This window comes from Streptomyces cavernae, from assembly GCF_004023625.1.
Taxonomy (GTDB): domain Bacteria; phylum Actinomycetota; class Actinomycetes; order Streptomycetales; family Streptomycetaceae; genus Streptomyces; species Streptomyces cavernae.
Map to the genome: position 1 here is coordinate 227,356 of NZ_ML137708.1, position 19,215 is coordinate 246,570.

Genomic DNA, 19,215 nt, shown 5'->3' on the forward strand with positions numbered 1-19,215 from the left:
CTGGTGTTACTCGTGAGACGAAATGGCGGCCCGACGGCGTGTGAGATTGCGTACGGAAGCGGACCAAGGCGGGCAAGCGGAGCCGCCATTCCAGTACTGTGGCGCGGCAATTACCCAGAGCGGAGGCCTCGATGCCCGTCGAGAGCAGTTGTCGTGTCCCGGATGCGGGCCCGCTGCCTACGCACACCCCGTCGTTCAGCGCGGCCGGACAGACACCGAGCATGCGCTGCTGTCTCACCGTGCCTTTCGACCTCTTGCGCGCCGCCCTCCGCACCAGGGGCGTGCGCCAGTCCTACGCCCCGAACGCCGTAGCCGCCGTCAACCTCGAACTGGTGACCCTGACCGAGGACCGCGCGATCATCACCTGGTACACGGGCGTGCCCGGCACCAACGACGGTCTCGGGCGGATGCTGCCCGCGGTCACCGAGGGCGAGGTCGTCTACGGCACCCATCCCGCCCGGCTCAACCGCACGGCCTCCGAGCGCGGCCGCACCGCGCATCACTACGTCGAGCTGACCGATCTCGAGCCCGGCCAGACGTACTACTACCAGGCCCGCTCCCGCGGTACGGCCGCCACCCCCACCGCACTGCACCTGGTCAACGGCAACGCCGTGGGCACCTCCCCGTACGGGCTCGGCACGCCCGGCGGCCCGTACTCCTTCACCACCCCCGAGCCCCCGCCCGGCCGCCATCTGCTGTCGATCGCGCTCTGCAACGACCTGCACCTGGGTGAGACCACCGCCGGGGTGATCACCGGTATCCCGCTGCTGCGCGGCATCCGTCAGGGGCCCGGTCTGGCCCCGTACCCGGAGATCATGACCAGGGCACTGGTCGAGGAGGCCCGGGAGCGCGGAGCCGACCATCTGCTGGCGGCGGGCGACATCACGGCCGGCGGCGCACCGCACGACCTGGCCGAGGCCAAACGGATCCTGGACGGCTTCGGCACGCACGGCCGGGACTACTTCGTCACCCGGGGCAACCACGACCGTCCCCGGCGCCGTGGGGACGGGTTCCGCGACGGCTTCCTGGGCGGTGAGGGGCCGGCGTACTTCGCGCACGACCTGGGCGGGCTGCGGGTCGTCGGCCTGGACACGTACGAGAAGCGGGGCAACGGGAGCGACTCGGGCGCCCTGTCCGGCGAGCAGCTGTCCTGGCTGCGGACCCGGCTGCGGGAGGACCGGGACCAGCCCACCGTGGTCTTCGGGCACCATCCGCTGACCGTGCGGAACTCGCTCTTCCCCATCACCAGCGGGCACCGTCTCAACCGGCGGCAGGCCCGCGCCATCCTCGACGCCTACGCCGCCGCCCCCGGCGTCTTCCTCCATCACGCCGGCCACACCCACCGCAACAAGCGCACCGTGCTGCCCCGGGCACCCCGGGTCACCCTGCAGGAGGTGAGCGCGGTCAAGGAGTACCCCGGCGGCTTCTGTCTGCTGCGGATCCACGAGGGCGGCTACGCACTCAACTACTACAAGACCAGTAGCGCGGCGGCCCGCGAGTGGAGCGAACGCAGCCGGCGGGTGGCCACGGGGCTGTGGCCACAGTACGCGCTGGGCCGGTCCGTCGCGGACCGCAACAGCGTCACCGCCCACGACCTCTCGGGCATCAGGCGCCCCACGGCGGGCCTCACGGCAACCCGAGTACCTGGCGAAACACGCTGATCGCGCCGGCACGCTCCCGGCCGCGGATCCGGCACGGACGGGACCAGCACAGGTGTGCGCGTTCCGCTGCGAAGGGGGCGATGTCGTGGTTTCATCGGACCTCCCTCGGTTGATGGTCGGCGACCGCAGCAGGATGCTGGAGACGACGCCGTGATCTGTGCCGCCGTTCGTCGCCGATGGCCGTGGTGTCGGCGGTGGTGAGAACGAGGGTGAGAAGTTCATGGACGACGCGTCCGGCACCAATCCGGGCAGACGCGACGAGCCTCCGGAGGACCTGGCGGTCGTCGTCGACACCGACGGGACGATCACCGCCTGGGACGGCGATGCGCGCGAACTGCTCGGCTTCGAGCCCGAGGCCATGCCGGGCCGGTTGCTCGCGGACGAGCCGCCCGGCCTCACCGGGACCGACGCATGGACCGGTGACGTGGCACTGCGCCACCGCGACGGCCACCGTGTCGTCCTACGGCTGCGGGCGCGGCCACTGAAGGACTCCGACGGCAAGACGGTATGGCTGCTGACCCGCCCACCGGACACGGAGGCGGCGCGCGGGCAGACGGCGGGCGCGGAGGCCGCGCGCGGGGAGACGGCGAGCACGGAGGCGGCACGCGCCGAGGCAGGAGAGCGGGCGGGAGCACAGGCGTGGGCGGCGGCGCCGCGGGCGCAGGCCGGGCCGCTGTGGAACGAGACGCTCGCCCAGCTCCCGTTGGGCGTGGCGGTCTACGACCACGAGGGGCGGCTGGTGGGCGCCAACCAGGCCATGGTGAGCCAGATGGGGCTCACCGAGAGCGAAATGCTGGGACGCAGCCTGTGGGAGATGGCTCCCTACCCCCCGTTCGACGAGCTGGACCGTCTGCAGCAGCAGGTGCTCGACAGCGGAGAAACGGTCTTCCATCAGTTGTACGGCCGCTCGCCCACCGCGACGCGGGAACAGAGCTGGTCGATCTTCCTCTTCCCGGTGCGGGACGCGGACGGCGCGGTGCGGGGCGTGTCGGCGGCGGTCTTCGACAGCACCGAGCAGTACTGGGCCCGGCGCCGGCTGGTCGTGCTCAACGAGGCCAGCGCCCGGATAGGCAGCACCCTGAACGTCACGACGACAGCCGAGGAGCTGGCCGAGGTGGCGACGGGCGGGCTCGCCGACTTCGTCACCGTGGACCTGCTGGAGTCGGTGTTCCGCGGCGACGAGCCGGAGCCGATGCCGACGACCGGACCGGTGGTGTTCCGGCGGTCGGCCCAGCGCTCGGTCCTGCGGGGCTGTCCGGAGGCGGTGGTCAAGCCGGGCGAGCCCGACGTGTACGCGCCGGGCTCCTCTCCCGTGCAGGCGCTGGCCTCCGGCCGTGCCACCCGGCACAACATCGACGACCCGGCGATGCGCAGCTGGGTCCTGGCCTCCCCCGCCCGGACCGAGACCGTACGCAGGTTCAACATCCACTCGGCGCTGCTGGTGCCGCTGCGCGCCCGCGGTATCACGCTGGGCATGGTGCACATGTTGCGGCACCGGACGCAGGAGGGGTTCACCGAGGACGATCTGCTGCTCGCCGAGGAGATCGTGGCGCGGGCGGCCGTGAGCGTCGACAACGCCCGCCGTTTCACGCGCGAGCGGCGCACCGCGCTCACCCTGCAGCGGAGTCTGCTTCCCGAGCGGCCGCCCGGACCGGCGGCGCTGGAGGTCGCCTACCGGTACCTCCCGGCGGACGCGGGCACCGGCACCGGGATCGGCGGCGACTGGTTCGACGTGATCCCGCTCTCCGGGGCGCGGGTCGCGCTCGTCGTCGGTGACGTGGTGGGCCACGGCGTCCACGCCTCGGCCACCATGGGGCGGCTGCGGACCGCCGTACGCACACTGGCCGACGTCGACCTGGCCCCGGACGAGTTGCTCACCCGCCTCGACGACCTGGTCGTGCGGCTGGACCGCGAGGAGGGTCCGGACGTACGGGGCCCGGGCGGGGCCATGGGTGAGGTCGGCGCCACCTGTCTGTACGCCGTGTACGACCCGGCCTCCCGGACCTGTTCGATGGCCCGGGCCGGGCATCCGCCGCCCGCCGTGGTCGCGCCGGACGGCGGGGTACGGTTCCTGAGCCTGCCGGCCGGCCCGCCGCTGGGGCTCGGCGGTCTGCCGTTCGAGTCGAGGGAGATCGAACTGGCCGAGGGCAGTCTGCTCGCGCTCTACACCGACGGTCTGGTCGAGGGCGTGGACCGGGACATCGACATCGGGATGGAGCGGCTGCGCCGCGCGCTCACCGAGCCCGGCCGGTCCCTGGACGACATGTGCGACGCGGTCCTGAACAACGTGCTCAAGGACCGTCCGGCGGACGACATCGTGCTGCTGATGGCCCGCACCTCCGCCCTCGACGCCGGTCACATCCGCACCTGGGAGCTGCCGTCGGACCCGGCGGCCGTGCCGCAGGCGCGTCGGCTGGCCGGTGAACAGGTGGCGGACTGGGGGCTCGGTGACCTGGCGTTCGCCACCGAACTGATCGTCAGCGAACTGGTCACCAACGCCATCCGCTACGGCGGCGCGCCCATCCGGCTGCGGCTGATCCGTCACGACACCCTGATCTGTGAGGTTTCCGACGGCAGCAGCGCGGCCCCGCATCTGCGCCGGGCGCGCGCCTTTGACGAAGGGGGCCGCGGGCTGCTCCTGGTCGCTCAGATCGCCGAACGCTGGGGCAGCCGGCAGACACCGTCGGGCAAGACGATCTGGGCAGAACAGCCGCTGCCGGGTTGAGGGGTCCTTTCACACCAGACCACGCGACCCGGGCGGGCATGGTGAAAGGACCCCTGAGAGCCTGTCGGCGGCCCTGCACCAGGAGGCGGCCTCAACCGCCCCGGTGCAGCTGCCGCATCTGTTCGGCGAGCGGTCCGAGGCCGACGTCACGGCGTCGTTCGTCGAGGGTGTGCGGCTGCCGGATCGGATACGGGCGGAGGGTGACGGGATTGACGCGGGTTCCGTAGAACTGCTGCCGGCCCTCTTCCACGGCGCAGTGGTCGGCGATGTAGGCGTGGTGCACGGCCGGGCACCGGCCGTCCGCCGCGGCCTGGGCTATCAGGTCGCGGCAGGTGAGCTGGAAGTCCAGGTCCGGGCCGTGCAGAAGGATCATCAGGGCCGCCGTGGAGGCGGATTCGCCGACCACATCGGCGGTGGGCCAGCCGTGCCCGTGGACGATGGCCCGCAGTACCTCGGCGTTCTCACGGCGGCACTCCATCAGACGGCGCCGGAAGTACGGGACAGGCCCGGCCTGTGCCTGCCGGGTGAGATCGCGGTCCTCGTCCGCTCTACGGCGTAACTCGTCCGCGAGCGCGCTCACCCGCATCGGCGGGAGCTCCGTCGCCGCCAATGCCCCGGGTCGTCCGTAACCGTTCATCTCTCTCCCCGCAGTGCCAGGGTGAACCACACCCGCGTGCCCGTGGCGCCGGGAGCGGCCGGGGCGTCGGCCGGCGCGGCCACGATGGCCGGCCCTCGTCCGGACACCGCGCCCGCGTCGGCGGCCGCGAACCGGGTGCAGGCCCCGGGACTTCGCCGCCGTGTGCGCTCCCAGGGCCGGCCTGGGATCAGCGTCGGCTCGTCCGTCCGTTGCCCAACGGTGGCCATCCAGCTCTCACATCACGGAGTGGCACGCCTTCCCAGCGTCTGCCGGGCCGTCAATTCCCTTGCGATCAGGCAAGGTTGTACTTCTCGCCGCGAACCGTGCGGCAGTTCACTCGATCACTATGGCGGCCGACACACTCAGGACGCAAGCTGCGTTCTGATAATTTCAAAACGATCCGCAAGTCCCTGTCAGTGTCAGCGAAGGCATGGCACACTGCTCGCTGTGACGCCGCTTAGGGAGGTAGGGACGTGAGCGACAACCGCTCGGGCGGCGGTGCACCGACCGTTCTGCGGATGGTCCTCGGCAAGCGTCTGAGGCAGCTGCGGGAACAGGCCGGAGTCTCGTACGAGGACGCGGCGCGGGTCATCGAGGTGACTCCGCTGACGGTCCGCCGGATCGAGAAGGCCGAGGTCGGGCTGCGGATACCGTACGTCAGGGAGTTGCTGCATACGTACGGCGTCCCGGCGGCGGAGACAGACGACTTCCTGTCCATGGCGCGGGAGGCCAACAAACCGGGCTGGTGGTACAAGTACCGCGACGTGTTGCCCGACTGGTTCAGCGCCTACGTGAGCCTGGAGAGCGAAGCCACTGTCATCCGCCTCTACGAACCCCACTACGTCCCGGGGTTGCTGCAGACGCACGAGTACGCCGCGGCGCTGATGCACGTGGGTTTCCCGAACGAATCGAAGGAGGACATCGACCGCCGCGTGGCCCTGCGCCTCAAGCGCCAGGACCTGCTGGCCAAACCGGACTCACCCGCCATCTGGGCCGTGCTCGACGAGACGGTGCTGCGCCGCCCGGTCGGCGGGGCCGAGGTGATGCGGGCTCAGATAGACAGGCTGATCGAGGTGCTGGATCTCCCCAAGGTGAGGATCCAGATCATGCGCTTCGACGCCGGAGCGCATCCCGGCGCCTTCGGGCCGTTCCACTACTTCCGCTTCGGCTTCTCCGAACTGCCGGACGTCGTCTACACCGAGAACCTCTCCGGCGCGGTCTACGTCGACCAGCCCGACGACGTCGTGGCGTACCTCGAAGTACTGGACCGGATGTCCGTGCAGGCGGAGCCGGTCGCCAAGACCAGGGCCATCCTGGGCGAACTGCGTAAGGAGTTGTGATCATGGGATCCGTCTACAACGGTATGCCTGCGAACGACCTGGGAACCGAGGGCTGGGAGAAGCCCTGGAGCGGCACCAACGGCGGAAGCTGCGTCGAGGCGAAGCGGCTCACCGACGGCAGTGTCGCCTTCCGCCAGTCCACCGACCCGGACGGGCCCGCCCTGGTCTACACCCGGGAGGAAATGATCACCTTCCTCGACGGGGCCAAGTCCGGGATGGCCGACTTCCTGGTGGCTTGAGACAACTGAACTTCCGCGCGGGGGCGATCACCCAGGGGGAGGGCGATCACCCGGAGGAGGCACGGCGGACGGGGGCGTGGGGGACGAGACACCCGTCCGCCGTGCCGACCTCCGGGGCTGTCTCCGGGCCCTCCGCGCCCCGCGGGCCGCAATGCCGCACCCCGCGCCGAGGGACCGCGATGAACTCCCCACAGGCCGTCGCCGAGACCCACCCGCCCATCGGCCCGACGGGCGCCCCGGTGGTCACGCACGACACGAACGAACTCCGCCACCTCATCCGCGCACACGCATCCTTCAGCTTTCAACTTCGGCGTAATAAACGGAAGTTGACGGTAGGTTACGACAGTTGACGGTAGGTTATGACAGACCGCGTGACGTACGGCAGGAGAATTCCCATGGCAGACGGCCGGCCCGCTCCCGACCAAGATGCGTTGTCCAAGATCGACACGACGGTGCCGCACTCGGCCCGCATCTGGAACTACTGGATGGGCGGCAAGGACAACTACGAGGTCGACCGGGTCGCGGGCGACGCGTACCGGGAGGTCGCCCCGAACATCGAGACCATGGCCCGCGCCTCCCGCGGCTACCTCATCCGCACGGTGACCCTCGTCGCCGGAGAGTTCGGCATCCGCCAATTCCTCGACATCGGCACCGGTCTCCCGACGTACGACAACACCCATCAGGTCGCCCAGCGCATCGCGCCCGAGTCGCGCATCGTGTACGTGGACAACGACCCACTGGTGCTCCGGCACGCCCAGGCGCTGCTGACCAGCACCCCCGAGGGCGTCACGGACTACATCGACGCCGACCTGCACGATCCCGAGAAGATCCTCGAAGCGGCGAGCCAGATCCTCGACTTCGACAAGCCGATCGCGCTGATGCTCATGGGCATCCTCGGTCACATCCAGGACTACGAGGAGGCCCAGTCGATCGTCCGCAGGCTCCAGGCGGCCCTGCCCTCCGGCAGCTACTTCGTGCACTACGACAGCACGGACACGGACGAGGAACTCAAGCGCGCCCAGCAGGGCTACGACGACACCGGCGCCATCCCGTACGTCCTGCGCAGCCCCCAGCAGCTCAAGGCGTACTACGAGGGCCTGGAACTGCTGGAGCCCGGCATCGTCTCCTGCCCCCTGTGGCGCCCGGAGCCGGGGACGGACCCGGCACCGACGGACGTGTACGGGGGCGTGGCGCGCAAGCCGTAGTGTCCGGTCCGGGTCGGACGCCGGACGGGCTGATGCAACGCGGCTCGGACCGCGATACGCAGGCCCTCCGGCGCCCGAGAGGGCGAACAAGGCCGGCCCGGGGGGCCGCACAGGCACTCAGCCCCCGCACAACTCCGCGAACCGGCCGACATCGATGTTCCCTCCGGAGACGATCACACCGACCCGGGCCGGTACTCCCTCCACTCGCCCCGCCAGCAACGCCGCGACCGCGGAAGCCCCGCTCGGCTCAACAACGATCTTCAGCCGTTCGAAGAGGAATCGCATCGCCGCGCGGATCTCGTCATCGCTGACCACGACGATGTCGTCGACCAGCCGCCGGTTGACGGAGAAGGTCAACTCCCCGGGGATCTCGGCCGCTTGTCCATCGGCGATGGTGCGCGGCACCGGAATGGACACCCTCCGCCCCGCACGGAGCGAACGCCGGGTGTCGTCCCCGGCTTCCGGTTCGACACCGATCACCCGGATGTCCGGCCGCAGGCCCTTCGCGGCGATCGCACTGCCCGCGATCAGCCCGCCGCCACCCACCGGGGTCATCACCCCGTCCAACTCCCCCACGTCCTCGAGCAGTTCGAAGGCGGCGGTGCCCTGCCCCGCGATCACATGCGGATGTTCGTAGGGAGGGACCAGTGCCAGCCCGCGGTCGGCCGCGAGGGACTCGCCGATCGCCACCCGGTCGCCGGTGTAGCGGTCGTAGGTGACGATCTCCGCTCCGTACCCGGCGGCGGCCTCGCGCTTGGAGCGCGGCGTGTCCTCGGGCATCACGATCACCGCCGAACTCCCCAGCTCCCGGGCTGCCAGGGCGACGGCCTGGGCGTGGTTGCCGGAGGAGTACGTGGCGATGCCCTTGGCCAACTGGGCGTCCGGCAGCCGGGAGATCGCGTTGTAGGCGCCGCGGAACTTGAACGCCCCGATGCGCTGGAAGTTCTCGCACTTGAGGAAGACCTCCGCACCGACCCGCTCGTCCAGGGTGCCCGAGCGCAGTACGGGGGTGCGGTGGGCGACGCCCTCGAGCCGTGCGGCGGCGTCGCGAACGTCGTCAAGGGTGACCGGCGGGGTGTGTGTCATGTGCGGGCTCCTTGCTCGGTGGAGTGGGAACGCGCATCGGCCAGGTAGTTGTAGGCGGAGGCGCGGGAGATGCCGAGGCGGCGGGCGACCTGTACGGCCGCACCGCGCACGGCGAAGACACCGCGTCGGTCGAGGCCTTGGAAGAGCTCCAGGCGTTCCGCGCGGGTGAGTTCGGACCAGGGCTTGTTCTGCCGCTGCCGGTGATCGTCGAGGATCGCGTCCACGACGGAGTCGATGTCGTCGCCGAAGGTCGTTACGGGCACCCCGGCGGGGCTCGCGGCGCCGGCCAACTCGCCGATCAGCGCGTGCGCTTGATGGACGGCGGTGATGTCGACGTTGACGCACAGCGCTCCGAAGACGGTGCCCGCGCCGTCACGCAGGAGCATCGTGGAGGATTTGACCAGCTTCCCGGACTGCGTCCGGGTGATGTAGTTGAGCTCGTCCTCCGCCTCGTCGCCACGGGCGAGCATGCTCATGCCGATCTCGCTCATCGCTCCGCCGGCACTGCGGCCGGTGACCGATCCGGCGACGGCGACCACGGACCGCTCGGGGCGGCGGTAGTCATGGATCACGACCTCGCAGAACGAGCCCAGGGTCGCGGCGAGCCCCTCGGCGACCGGCACGAGGGCGGCGATGATCGCGTCCTGCTCGGCACCGCGCCCAGCCGGTTGCTGTCCGTCCGTCATCAGCTCCACGCCCTCGATCTTTCCGCCATCAGCCCTCGCCCCGATCGCTGCCCGGGGCGCCCCGGTTGGACACACAGTACATCGATTGGACTCCCAGTCCAATGGTCATGGTGTCCCACGGCGGGCATTCCTCGCAGTTCACAGCATTGACACGTGGCCAAAAACCGCTGAGAACCTGTGGGTTGACCATCGGATCGGCCGTGCGAACCCGACGCTGCGTCTAGGTTGGGATCCGTTCACTGCACAACGATCCCCAGGAGGCATCACCCGTGTCGGACCACGCATCCCAGCCCGTCTCCGCCGACGAGATACGCGCCCGGATCGACACGACCAAGCCGCACTCGGCGCGTTTCTGGAACTACTTCGTCGGCGGCAAGGACAACTACCAGGTCGACCAGGAGATCGGCGACCAGATCAAGCAGATCTTCCCCGGTCTCGTCGACGTTGCGCTGACGAGTCGTCACTTTCTTGGCCGCGCCGTCCACTTCCTGGCCGGGGAGCAGGGCATCCGGCAGTTCCTCGACGTCGGTACGGGGCTGCCGACCGCGAACAACACCCACGAGGTGGCCCAGCGCGTCGCGCCCGACTCGAAGATCGTGTACGTCGACAACGACCCCTTGGTGCTGGCACACGCCCGCGCGCTGCTGACCAGCACACCCGAGGGCAGGACCGCGTATCTCGACGCCGATCTGTACGAGCCGGAGGCCGTCGTCAAGGCCGCGTCGGCCACGCTGGACCTGTCCCGGCCGGTCGCCCTGATGATCCTCAACACCCTGGGCCACGTCGAGGACTACGAGCGGGCGCGTTCGCTGGTGGGGCGGTTGATGGCCGGTCTTCCGTCGGGCAGCTTTCTGGTGATCAGCGACAGCACCTCCACCAGCGAGGGCATGATCGCCGCGTCGGAGGCGTACAACGCGAGCGGGGCCGTGCCGTACTACGTGCGCAGTATCGACGAGATCGGCGGGTTCTTCGACGGACTCGAACTCGTCGAACCGGGCATCGCCCAGGTCACCAAATGGCGGCCCGAACCCGGCTATTCGGAGAAGGAGTTGGCCGTCGACGCGTACTGCGCGGTCGGCCGCAAGCCGTAGGCCGGCCAGTCGGTCCCAGCCCCTCGCGGGGACTCCACCACGTCCACAGCCTGAGACAGCGTGAGATCGCGGCTTCCCGCGGATGCCGCGGCCTCGCGCACCCCGTAGACTCAGCGAGCGCTTCCGGACCGGGAGTGACGTCCCGTGCGGGAAGGACTGGCTGAGCGTGTCTCAGGATGCTCTGATCTACAACCAGCTCATTGCGGAGCGTGGTGACATTCCGGCTCAGGTGCGCCGCGAAGCCGAGCAGACGCTGCGGGAGTTGGACCAGGTGATGCGGCGGCCGGGTCTGTCGGCTCCCGGATTCTTCGAGCCGGCCCGGCCGGCGAGCCAGTCGCCGTTGTCCCGGCCGGCGCTCGGCCCGGGGCAGCCTCCGCGCTACCCCTGACCGTGACCGGGTGCCCCGTCACTCCATGGCCAGTGCCCTTGATCGCCGATCTCAATCGGTGACCGTCCTTCGGGAATCGGTGATCGGGAATCGGTGATCGATGACGGTGGGTCAAATTCATATCCTCACAGGGCGTCCGGACCACTTCCGGCCACCGGTACTCGGCCTCGACACGGCGGACGGCCGCGCGGGTCCGTGCGGAGACACCCCTGATCCGGCGGACGGGTACACCTCTCGGAAGCCGCCGACGCTCGGCTCGGACGGCGTTCGGGCGCCTATGCGGCATCTCCCATTCTGATCGTCGCCATGCGCGCGTCCTCGCACGACACATCACACTCGGGGCGCGCATTTTCCCGACCGGCGCACGTCTTCCCCCTCGCGTCACACTGTGCTTGCCTGGGGGACCGTTTCGGCTGACTGGACCGGGAGTTGGGGCATGCGCAGACCGTGCACGGCGCGCAGAACGCGGTTGGTCGGAGTGGTGACGCTGGCCTCCGTGCTGCTGCTCGGTGCCTGCGGGGATCCGGACTCCGGCCCAGGGGCAGCGCCGCCTCCCGCCCCTTCCATGTCCCGGGCCCCGACCACCCATCAGCAGGCGCCCGCCTCACCCCGGGCTCCGGCCGGGGAACCCACCGTGCTCTATCTCGGCGACTCGCTCGCGATGGAGAGCCAGAAGGTGCTCGGGCAGTTACTGCGCGACGAGTTGAAGGCGCGCTACACCGGAGCGCCGTACTCGGGCACGACGCTCTGCGACTATCTGGAGGGCACCGGCGTCGACTCGCTCGTCCCGCCCGATGACAAGGCCGCGGCGCTGGTGCGCCGGCTCAGGCCCGACGTCGTGGTGCTGCAGTTCTGGGGGAACGCCTGGGACTACACGCCCTGCATGGACGGCATCACCTACGGCAAGCGGCGCGACGAGTACTTCGCCCGCTACACCTCCGACGCCCGGAAGCTGACCGAACAGATCGAGGGGGCCGGAGCCGGGAAGGTCATGTGGGTGCTGCAGGGGCCGGACCCGATGACGCCGGACCGGGTACGCCGGGTGAACCGGATCTACGAGAAGCAGGCCGCCGCCTCGGACGGCCTGCTCGCGGACGCCGGCAAGGCGGTGAGCCCGGCCGGCGCACGCTACACCTGGGCCCAGTACCTGCCGTGCACCGCGTACGAGCGCGAGCACCCGGACTACTGCACACAGCCGGGCAACGGCCGCACCGCGCTCCACCGCGACGACGACTATCTGCACTTCTGTCTGGCGCCGACGACATCGAAGCCCAAGCCGTGCCCGGTCCGCTCCCCCGGCATCGTGCGCATGGCCCGGGTGATCACCGACGCGATCGGCGCCCGACTGAGCTGATCGGCGAGGGCCGCCCGGACGGCAGTACGGCCAACCCCGTGGTGCGCCCACTCGACGGTTCGCCCCTCGAACGACCGTCAACTCCGGGGCGCCCGAACGGCGCACGGGCCGGACCCCGGGGCCGCTGTTCGGAGGTTTCCGCGGCGAAGGGCGGACCCGAGCCGTCGGTTGGACACCCGGGTCCCCCCGGCCCGGCATCGGCGAGGCATCATCGGGGCATGCCCACGACCGCATCCGGCTCCGACCCGAGGCCGACCCCTGCCCCGCCCGCACACGGCGGCCAGTCGGCCCCGTCGTCCGCCTCCGGCGGCGAAGGGCCGATCCGGGTGCTCCTCGCCGACGACCAGGACATGGTCCGCACCGGCTCCCGTTTCTTCCTCGACGCCCAGCCGGACATCACCGTGGTCGCGGAGGCCGCGGACGGTGAGCAGGCGGTGGCGCTGGCCCGTAGGCTGCGCCCCGACGTCTGTCTCCTGGACATCCGGATGCCGGCCCTGGACGGACTGGAGGCGACCCGGCAGCTGGCCGGTCCGGGCGTCGCGGACCCCCTGCGGGTGGTCGTGGTGACCACGTTCGACCTGGACGAGTACGTGTACGGGGCACTGCGCGGCGGCGCGTGCGGCTTCCTCCTGAAGGACGCCGGGCCCACCCTCCTGGTGGAGGCGGTCCGCGCGGCGGCCCGGGGCGACTCGCTCATCTCGCCCTCGGTGACGGTCCGCCTCCTCGGACAGCTCACGGAGCAGCAGTCCACACCCGCCCATCCCCCCGCCACGTACCCCGCGGAGCTCCTCACCGACCGGGAGCTGGACGTCGTCCGTCTGGTCGCGACCGGCCGCACCAACCAGGAGATCGCCGCCGAACTCTTCGTGTCCCTCTTCACGGTCCAGACCCACCTGGCGAGCGTCCAGCTGAAACTGAACGCCCGCAACCGGGTGAAGATCGCTGCCTGGGCCTGGGAGACGGGCCAGGTGCAGCAGGACAGGCCCTAGAACGTAAGACCGGCTCTCGCAAGAGAGCGGGCGAGGGCCTGTGAAGCAGGAACCCAAGGTCGCACCGCGCAGCGGTGCGGACCGGAATCGCCTGCGTTCACGCAGGCGAGGGCGTCAATCCTCGAACACCCTCACGTCCCAAGGCCCCAACCGGACGTCGTCCGCGCAGGGCTCCCCGGAGAGGACGTCCCGGGCCGGGCCGGGAAGAGTCACCGTGACCGGGTTCCACGACCAGTTGTGGAGGAAGCGGACCCGGCGGCCGTTCTTCGCCGTTGCCGTGGTGGACGTGACGCTCGGTTGGTTCGGGCGCCAAGGGCCCTCCGGGCACGCCCAGTCGAAGAGGACCCGGGCCAGGGTCTGGTCGGGGACGGTGCCGACGTGGGTGATGCGGCCCGCGCCGTGGCGATGGGTGGTGACGGCGGGCCAGCGGCCGAAGTGCGGATGTTCGTAGCGCACCAACTCCTCGGCGCCCCGCGGTTGGAGACCGTCCGCCCAGTGCAGGGCGCAGGTCTTCGCCGGCAGCGGGAAGGCGTCCGTGCCGCGCACCATCAAGGGCTTGTCCAGGTTGCTGAACTCGTCGTACGTCACCCCGGCCGCCTGCGCCAGCCGCGCCGGCTGTGCGTCCGTACGGGCCCTCGCCTCGGAGTCGGCGTAGGCCGTGCGAGGACCCACCACCAGGTGTCCACCCGCCTCCGCGTAGGCGAGCAGCCGGTCGAGGGTCTCGTCTTCCGCCGCGTAGAAGGCGGGAGCCACCAGCACCGGAGGCAGTTCGACGTCCGGCAGCTGCCCCGGGTGGACGAGCCGTGACTGCAGGCCGGCGTCGAAGGCGCCGCGGTAGAAGGCCTCGAAGATCGTCTGGTACGAGCGGTGGTCCGGCCCGCCGTCCGCGGTGGCCAGCGCCGGCTGGCCCTGCAGCGCCCACTTGCTCGGGTTGGAGTAGAGGAAGGCCACGTCGGCGTCCGGGGTGAGCGAGGACACCAGATCGCCGGCCGTCGCCAACTCCGCGCCGAGCGCCGCCAGTTCGCGATAAACCCGGCCCGGCCTGCCGTTGTGGGGCAGGACTCCGCCCCAGTAGGTCTCGGCACCGAAGTGCAGGGTGTGCCAGTGCCAGTACTCGATCATCGACGCCCCGCGGGAGATCAACGCCCAGGCGGCCTGCCGCCATTGGCCGTCGTAGGCGGGCCGGTTCTGCCACGGGTAGCCGATCGCCTGGGCGTTGGTCTCCGTCACCAGGAACGGCTCCTGACGCGAGGAGTACATGCGGTCGGCGCTCTGGTACAGCGCCCAGGTCCCGCTGGTCGTCCAGTTCTGCGGAACCTGCCCGGAGTCGGGGTGGGCGAGGCCGTCCTGCATCGCGTAGTAGGGGTTGCCCGCGGTGACGTCGAGTCGCTCGGTCAGCCGGTCGTCCTCGACGGCGGGCCGGTCGTAGGAGATGCAGGTCGTGACGAACTGGTCGGGGCGGGCGTACTCGCGCACGATGTCGGCCTGCCAGCCGATGAACTCGGTGGTGAGTCGGGCCTGGAAGCGGCGCCAGGCGAGGTCGTACTGGGGCTGGGCGTTGTTGTCGGGCGTCCACAGATCGGCCCAGGTCGACAGCCGGTGCGACCAGTAGACCAGGCCCCATTCGCGGTTGAGGGTCTCCACGTCGCCGTACCGCTCGCGCAGTTCGTCGGTGAAGCGCTGGAACACGCCGTGGTTGTGGAGGAGTTCGTTGCCCGGCTCGTTGTCGACCTGGAAGCCGATGACCGCCGGGTGGGAGGCGTACCTGCCGACGATCTTCCGGATGACCCGCTCGGCGTGGAAGCGGAAGGCGGGGTGCGTGAAGTCGACCTCCTGACGGGCACCCCAGCCGATACGGCGTCCGGTCTCACGCTCGCCCGCGATCTCCGGGTACAGCCGGGCCAGCCACGGCGGCACGGCGTACGTCGGGGTCCCGAGGACCACGGAGATCCCGCGCTCGTGCGCGCCGTCGAGGACGGGCCGAAGCCAGTCCAGGTCGAAGCGGCCGTTCTCCGGCTCCCAGGTCGACCAGACGGACTCCCCGACCCGGATGACGGTGAACCGGGCCTCGGCCATCTGGTCGAGGTCGTCCTTCAGCCTCTCGTACGGTTGGTACTCGTGGTAGTACGCGGCTCCGAACAGCACCCGGCCGGGCAGCTGGAACATGCTTCTCCTTCATATGAGTTGACGTATAGGGGATCGGTGGGGGTCAGTTGCCCCGGCCGCAGGCGGCGAGTGCCGCGGCGGAGCCGAGGCCGAGTGCACCGCGCAGCACGGTGCGGCGCGATAGGGGTGGCGAGGTGCGGGGGCGTGGCTGGGGAGGTGACACACGTGACTCCTCACGCGGTGCGGCTACGGACACGCGTGCGACGGCCGCCCGGCGGCGCACGCGGACAGGGCGGAACGGCCCGGACCGGTGCCCGGTCCGTCCGCCGCGGGTTCAGCGGGTGATGGGCAGGGGGTTCAGCGGGTGGATGGCCATGGCTTCCGCGGGTCGTTGGCCGTGGGTTCAGCGGGTGGATGGCCGTGGGTTCAGCGGGTGGTTGGCCGTGGGGCCGCCGTGGAGCTTCGTACGGTCAACTCGACGGCGGGGCCCGCGGATTCGGCCGGGTGCGGTCTGTCCTCGATCATGGAGAGCAGGACGTCCACGGCACGGGTGGCGACGGCCGCGAAGTCCTGTCGGACGGTGGTCAGCGGTGGGGTGAGGTAGGCGGCGGCGGGGATGTCGTCGAAGCCGACGACACTGACGTCGTCCGGGACCCGGCGTCCGGCCTCGGTGAAGGCGCGCAGCACACCGATCGCCATCTCGTCGTTGGCGACGAACACGGCGGTGGCCTCCCGCTCCCGGGCCAGGCGTTGTCCCGCTCGGTAGCCGGCGGCCGGGGTCCAGTCGCCCTCCGGCGGCAGCGGCGGTTCGGGAGCGCCGGCCGCGGCCAGGGCCTCGCGCCAGCCGCGCACGCGGTCACGGGCGGTCCACCAGTCCTGCGGGCCGGGGACGTGCCAGACGGTCCGGTGGCCCAGCCCGAGCAGGTGCTCGGTGGCGGTGCGGGCGGCGGCGACGCTGTCGGCGCAGACCACGGCGCTGGGAGCGCCGGCCGGTTCCACGCCCTCGCCCATGCTCACCACCGGCACGTCCGCCGTGACGCTGAGCGGGGTGCCGTCGTCGATGGGTTCGGACAGGACGATGCCGTCGACGCCCTGTTCCAGGAGTGACTCCACGGCCGCCGCGACCCCGCCGTTCTGCCCGTCGAGGGTGCTGGCCAGGGCGAAGGAGTAGCCGACCCGCTGCATCGCCCGCTCCAAGGCGATGAGCAGGGTGGCGGGACCGTAGAGCGCGGAGCCCAGCGAGACCACGCCGATGCGCCGGTAGCGGCCCATCAGCAGGGCACGGGCCGCGTTGTTGGGCCGGTAGTCCAGCTCACGGATCACCCGCAGGACACGGTCCCGGACGTCGGCACTGACGTGCGGTTCACCGTTGACGACCCGGGAGACCGTCTTCTGCGACACCCCGGCAGCGCGGGCGACCTGCGTCATGGTGGTCGGCATGGCTTCTTCCGGTCCGGTGGGGCGACTCTGCGACAGCTTCTTGGGTCTTGGCCTTTGACTACGTAGTCAACGTGCCCCGCAAGGGTGCGAGGGTCGCGTTGACTACGTAGTCAGGCCAGTGTTCACAAGGGGGCGACGGGCGTCAACGGTTCCGACGGGATCGGCTCGGATGTCGGCCGGACGGGCGATATCCCGGGTGGTCTCCAGCGATGCGCCGGGGGTTGAGAGGGCGGATGTGAGACAGAGACACGCGAAGGGATGACGAGTACGACAAGCCCACGGCTCGGAGGACCTCATGCCTGTTTCACCACTCCCTCGACGCTCCCTGGCCGGGATCGTCGCTGCGCTCGCGCTGACCGCGGGCATGCCGACCGCCGGTGCGTTGGCCGCGGCTCCCGGATTCGCCGCGGGCGTGCCGACCGCCGACGCGATGGCCGCGGCTCCCGGATTCGCCGTGCCCGGTGCCGACGGCGACGACCAAGGCAGCGCTGACCACGACGCCAGCACGAACAAGGGTGACATCAAGATTCACAAGACCGGCACGCCCTTCTCCGACGAGCGTGACGAGCCGAAGGTCTGCGGATTCCATCTCGCCGCCTTCGGCTTCGGCAGCGCCGAGGGCGCCACCTGGGCGATCGAGCCGCACCCGGCCGGATCGGGCGGTGACGGCCTCGACGGCGCGCTCCCACTGCGCTCCGGCACCGGACACACGCTGCCACTGTCGCTGCCGGACGGGCGGTACAAGCTCACCTGGCGGATCACCGGGGGCAGCGGCGTGGGCAGGTCCAAGACGTTCACGGTGGACTGTACGGAGTCCGAGACCCCGGGTGCGTCGAGTACCGCCGACGCGCCGAGGACCAGCCCCACCGCCCGGACGTCGGCGGGTGCGGTACCGGGCGGAACGCCACCCACCGAGGCGAGCGCCCGGGCCGACGTCCCGGGCGTCTCCACGATGGGCACGATGACGGCCGTGGGCCTGGTGGCGGTCTCCACGGCCGTGTACTTCCGGCTGCTCCGCCGCCGCTCCGACGAGGCGGTGTAGCGGCTACGGGCCCGTCTCACCCGGATCCGCCCCTGAGACCGGGAAACCGCCGCCTCCGGAAAGGGAGACGGCGGTCTTGAGGCCCCCCGGAACCCGGAGACGGCGGATTCGAGACCCGCACGGAACCCGGAGAGCCGCCGCACCGAGGTGCTGCCGCTCACCGGCCTCCGCGATCGGATCAGCTCCGCGGCGGGTTCTTGTCCTGCGGACCGAAATCGTCGCCGAGCTTCTCCCGGACGATGTCCGCCTGGGAGGGGTACTCGCCCCGGCTGCGTTCCTGAACGCGCTCCTCAGCCCGGTGGCGCCCCCGCCGGCTCTCGCCCTCGTGGCCCTTCAGCATCTGCTTGATCTTGTCCATCACGGACATGGCTGGATCCCTTCGCCGTGCGGCCCCTGCGTCCAGGGTCTCCTCAGCGCGCGGCATCCGCATCCGGGCGCCGGGACCTCCGCCGGCGGGGTTCCGGCAGTCCGGGCTCCAGCAGCTCCAGCGCCTCCTCCCAGCGGAAACCGCGGGCGTCCCCGGGCTCGAAGCCACTGATCAGGACTCCCATCCGGCGCAGCCGTGCGAGGCTCTCCGGGTACGCGGGGTGAGCGGCCTGCGCGGCGTTGAGACAGGGCAGTACGGCGATGGGGACGCCCATGCCGTACGCCTCGCACAGGATGCCCAGCGCGAGGGTGTCGGATATCCCCGCAGCCCACTTGTTGATGGTGTTGAACGTGGCCGGGGCGACCGCGACGGCGTCCGGGTCCGGCAGCGGGCGCGGCTCGCCGGGCAGCCGCCAGGCCGAACGGATCGGGTATCCGGTCTGCGCCTCGACGGCCGCCGCGTCGATGAAGCCGAGCCCCTGAGGGGTGGCCACCACGCCGACCTCCCACTGCCGTTCCTGCGCCGCGGTGATCAGCTTCCCGACATCGCCCGCGATACCGGCAGCACAGACGACGACGTACAGAAAGGGCTTCTTGTCAGTCACGCGGGGCTCCTACCCAAGGACGGGTCGTCGGCCACGACCACGGACACGACCACAGACGCGGCGACCCACACGGGCATGACCGACGGGCCGCCAGCTATTGGCCATTGATCGGACGACTGGCTCCACCGACCTCGGCGTCACCACTCCCCCCGCCCGGTTCAACACGTTCGACTGGTGCCGCTGCTCGACTACTAACCCTCGTAGCAGTACGATCTTCGACAGCACCTCGCCGCCCCTGAGCCTCGGCCCGTTCGG

The 19,215-nt window shown here is 70.7% G+C and carries 17 protein-coding genes; 10 read left to right on the plus strand and 7 right to left on the minus strand.

Annotated elements, in window-relative coordinates; all coding sequences use genetic code 11:
- Positions 1-239: 239 nt before the first annotated feature.
- Positions 240-1,661: a purple acid phosphatase family protein gene (locus tag EF387_RS01070; protein WP_238431272.1), complete on the plus strand. Its 1,422-nt coding sequence runs from the start codon at positions 240-242 to the stop codon at positions 1,659-1,661.
- 220 nt (positions 1,662-1,881) lie between these two features.
- Positions 1,882-4,386, plus strand: coding sequence for a SpoIIE family protein phosphatase (locus EF387_RS01075; protein ID WP_128374535.1), 2,505 nt, complete (start codon positions 1,882-1,884; stop codon positions 4,384-4,386).
- A gap of 91 nt (positions 4,387-4,477) precedes the next feature.
- Here EF387_RS01075 and EF387_RS01080 read toward each other — a convergent pair whose 3' ends face one another.
- Complete coding sequence (locus EF387_RS01080; RefSeq protein WP_420802507.1) at positions 4,478-5,023, minus strand: DUF6624 domain-containing protein; 546 nt, start codon at positions 5,021-5,023, stop codon at positions 4,478-4,480.
- Between the two features lie 518 nt (positions 5,024-5,541).
- Here EF387_RS01080 and EF387_RS01090 point away from each other — a divergent pair.
- The 3 genes from EF387_RS01090 to EF387_RS01100 all read left to right on the plus strand — a co-directional run bounded on the left by EF387_RS01090 (position 5,542) and on the right by EF387_RS01100 (position 7,807).
- Positions 5,542-6,363 carry a helix-turn-helix domain-containing protein gene (locus tag EF387_RS01090; protein WP_128374718.1) on the plus strand — a complete coding sequence of 274 codons (822 nt, stop codon included), beginning with the start codon at positions 5,542-5,544 and terminating at the stop codon, positions 6,361-6,363.
- A gap of 2 nt (positions 6,364-6,365) precedes the next feature.
- Complete coding sequence (locus EF387_RS01095; protein WP_128374536.1) at positions 6,366-6,602, plus strand: DUF397 domain-containing protein; 237 nt, start codon at positions 6,366-6,368, stop codon at positions 6,600-6,602.
- Between the two features lie 395 nt (positions 6,603-6,997).
- Positions 6,998-7,807, plus strand: coding sequence for an SAM-dependent methyltransferase (locus EF387_RS01100; RefSeq protein WP_128374537.1), 810 nt, complete (start codon positions 6,998-7,000; stop codon positions 7,805-7,807).
- Positions 7,808-7,924: 117 nt separating this feature from the next.
- Here EF387_RS01100 and EF387_RS01105 read toward each other — a convergent pair whose 3' ends face one another.
- Both EF387_RS01105 and EF387_RS01110 read right to left on the minus strand, forming a co-directional pair.
- The gene (locus EF387_RS01105; RefSeq protein WP_128374538.1) at positions 7,925-8,893 is read right to left on the minus strand and encodes a threo-3-hydroxy-L-aspartate ammonia-lyase; all 969 of its coding nucleotides are present in this window, start codon (positions 8,891-8,893) and stop codon (positions 7,925-7,927) included.
- A complete protein-coding gene (locus EF387_RS01110; protein WP_128374719.1) occupies positions 8,890-9,579 on the minus strand; it encodes a helix-turn-helix transcriptional regulator in 690 nt (229 codons plus the stop codon). The genes EF387_RS01105 and EF387_RS01110 overlap by 4 nt, the downstream gene beginning before the upstream one ends.
- A 269-nt stretch (positions 9,580-9,848) precedes the next feature.
- Between EF387_RS01110 and EF387_RS01115 the strand changes: the two genes are divergently transcribed.
- From EF387_RS01115 to EF387_RS01130, 4 genes are all read left to right on the plus strand, one after another.
- Positions 9,849-10,670, plus strand: coding sequence for an SAM-dependent methyltransferase (locus EF387_RS01115; protein ID WP_128374539.1), 822 nt, complete (start codon positions 9,849-9,851; stop codon positions 10,668-10,670).
- 166 nt (positions 10,671-10,836) lie between these two features.
- The gene (locus tag EF387_RS01120; protein WP_128374540.1) at positions 10,837-11,058 is read left to right on the plus strand and encodes a hypothetical protein; all 222 of its coding nucleotides are present in this window, start codon (positions 10,837-10,839) and stop codon (positions 11,056-11,058) included.
- Between the two features lie 436 nt (positions 11,059-11,494).
- Positions 11,495-12,412: an SGNH/GDSL hydrolase family protein gene (locus tag EF387_RS01125; RefSeq protein ID WP_128374541.1), complete on the plus strand. Its 918-nt coding sequence runs from the start codon at positions 11,495-11,497 to the stop codon at positions 12,410-12,412.
- Positions 12,413-12,630: 218 nt separating this feature from the next.
- Positions 12,631-13,401 carry a response regulator gene (locus EF387_RS01130; RefSeq protein WP_128374542.1) on the plus strand — a complete coding sequence of 257 codons (771 nt, stop codon included), beginning with the start codon at positions 12,631-12,633 and terminating at the stop codon, positions 13,399-13,401.
- A 114-nt stretch (positions 13,402-13,515) separates the two neighbouring features.
- On the opposite strand, the gene EF387_RS01135 is transcribed toward EF387_RS01130, so the two are convergent.
- Positions 13,516-15,567 carry a beta-galactosidase gene (locus EF387_RS01135; protein WP_128374543.1) on the minus strand — a complete coding sequence of 684 codons (2,052 nt, stop codon included), beginning with the start codon at positions 15,565-15,567 and terminating at the stop codon, positions 13,516-13,518.
- 366 nt (positions 15,568-15,933) lie between these two features.
- Entirely contained in the window at positions 15,934-16,947 is a 1,014-nt protein-coding gene (locus EF387_RS01140; protein ID WP_238431274.1) for a LacI family DNA-binding transcriptional regulator, read from the minus strand.
- 295 nt (positions 16,948-17,242) lie between these two features.
- On the opposite strand from EF387_RS01140, the gene EF387_RS01145 reads away from it, so the two are divergent.
- The gene (locus EF387_RS01145) at positions 17,243-17,989 is read left to right on the plus strand and encodes a hypothetical protein (RefSeq protein WP_128374544.1); all 747 of its coding nucleotides are present in this window, start codon (positions 17,243-17,245) and stop codon (positions 17,987-17,989) included.
- A 178-nt stretch (positions 17,990-18,167) separates the two neighbouring features.
- Here EF387_RS01145 and EF387_RS01150 read toward each other — a convergent pair whose 3' ends face one another.
- Both EF387_RS01150 and EF387_RS01155 read right to left on the minus strand, forming a co-directional pair.
- Positions 18,168-18,356, minus strand: a complete 189-nt coding sequence (locus EF387_RS01150; RefSeq protein WP_128374545.1) for an antitoxin — start codon at positions 18,354-18,356, stop codon at positions 18,168-18,170.
- Positions 18,357-18,399: 43 nt separating this feature from the next.
- Complete coding sequence (locus EF387_RS01155) at positions 18,400-18,960, minus strand: flavoprotein (RefSeq protein WP_128374546.1); 561 nt, start codon at positions 18,958-18,960, stop codon at positions 18,400-18,402.
- Positions 18,961-19,215: the final 255 nt, after the last annotated feature.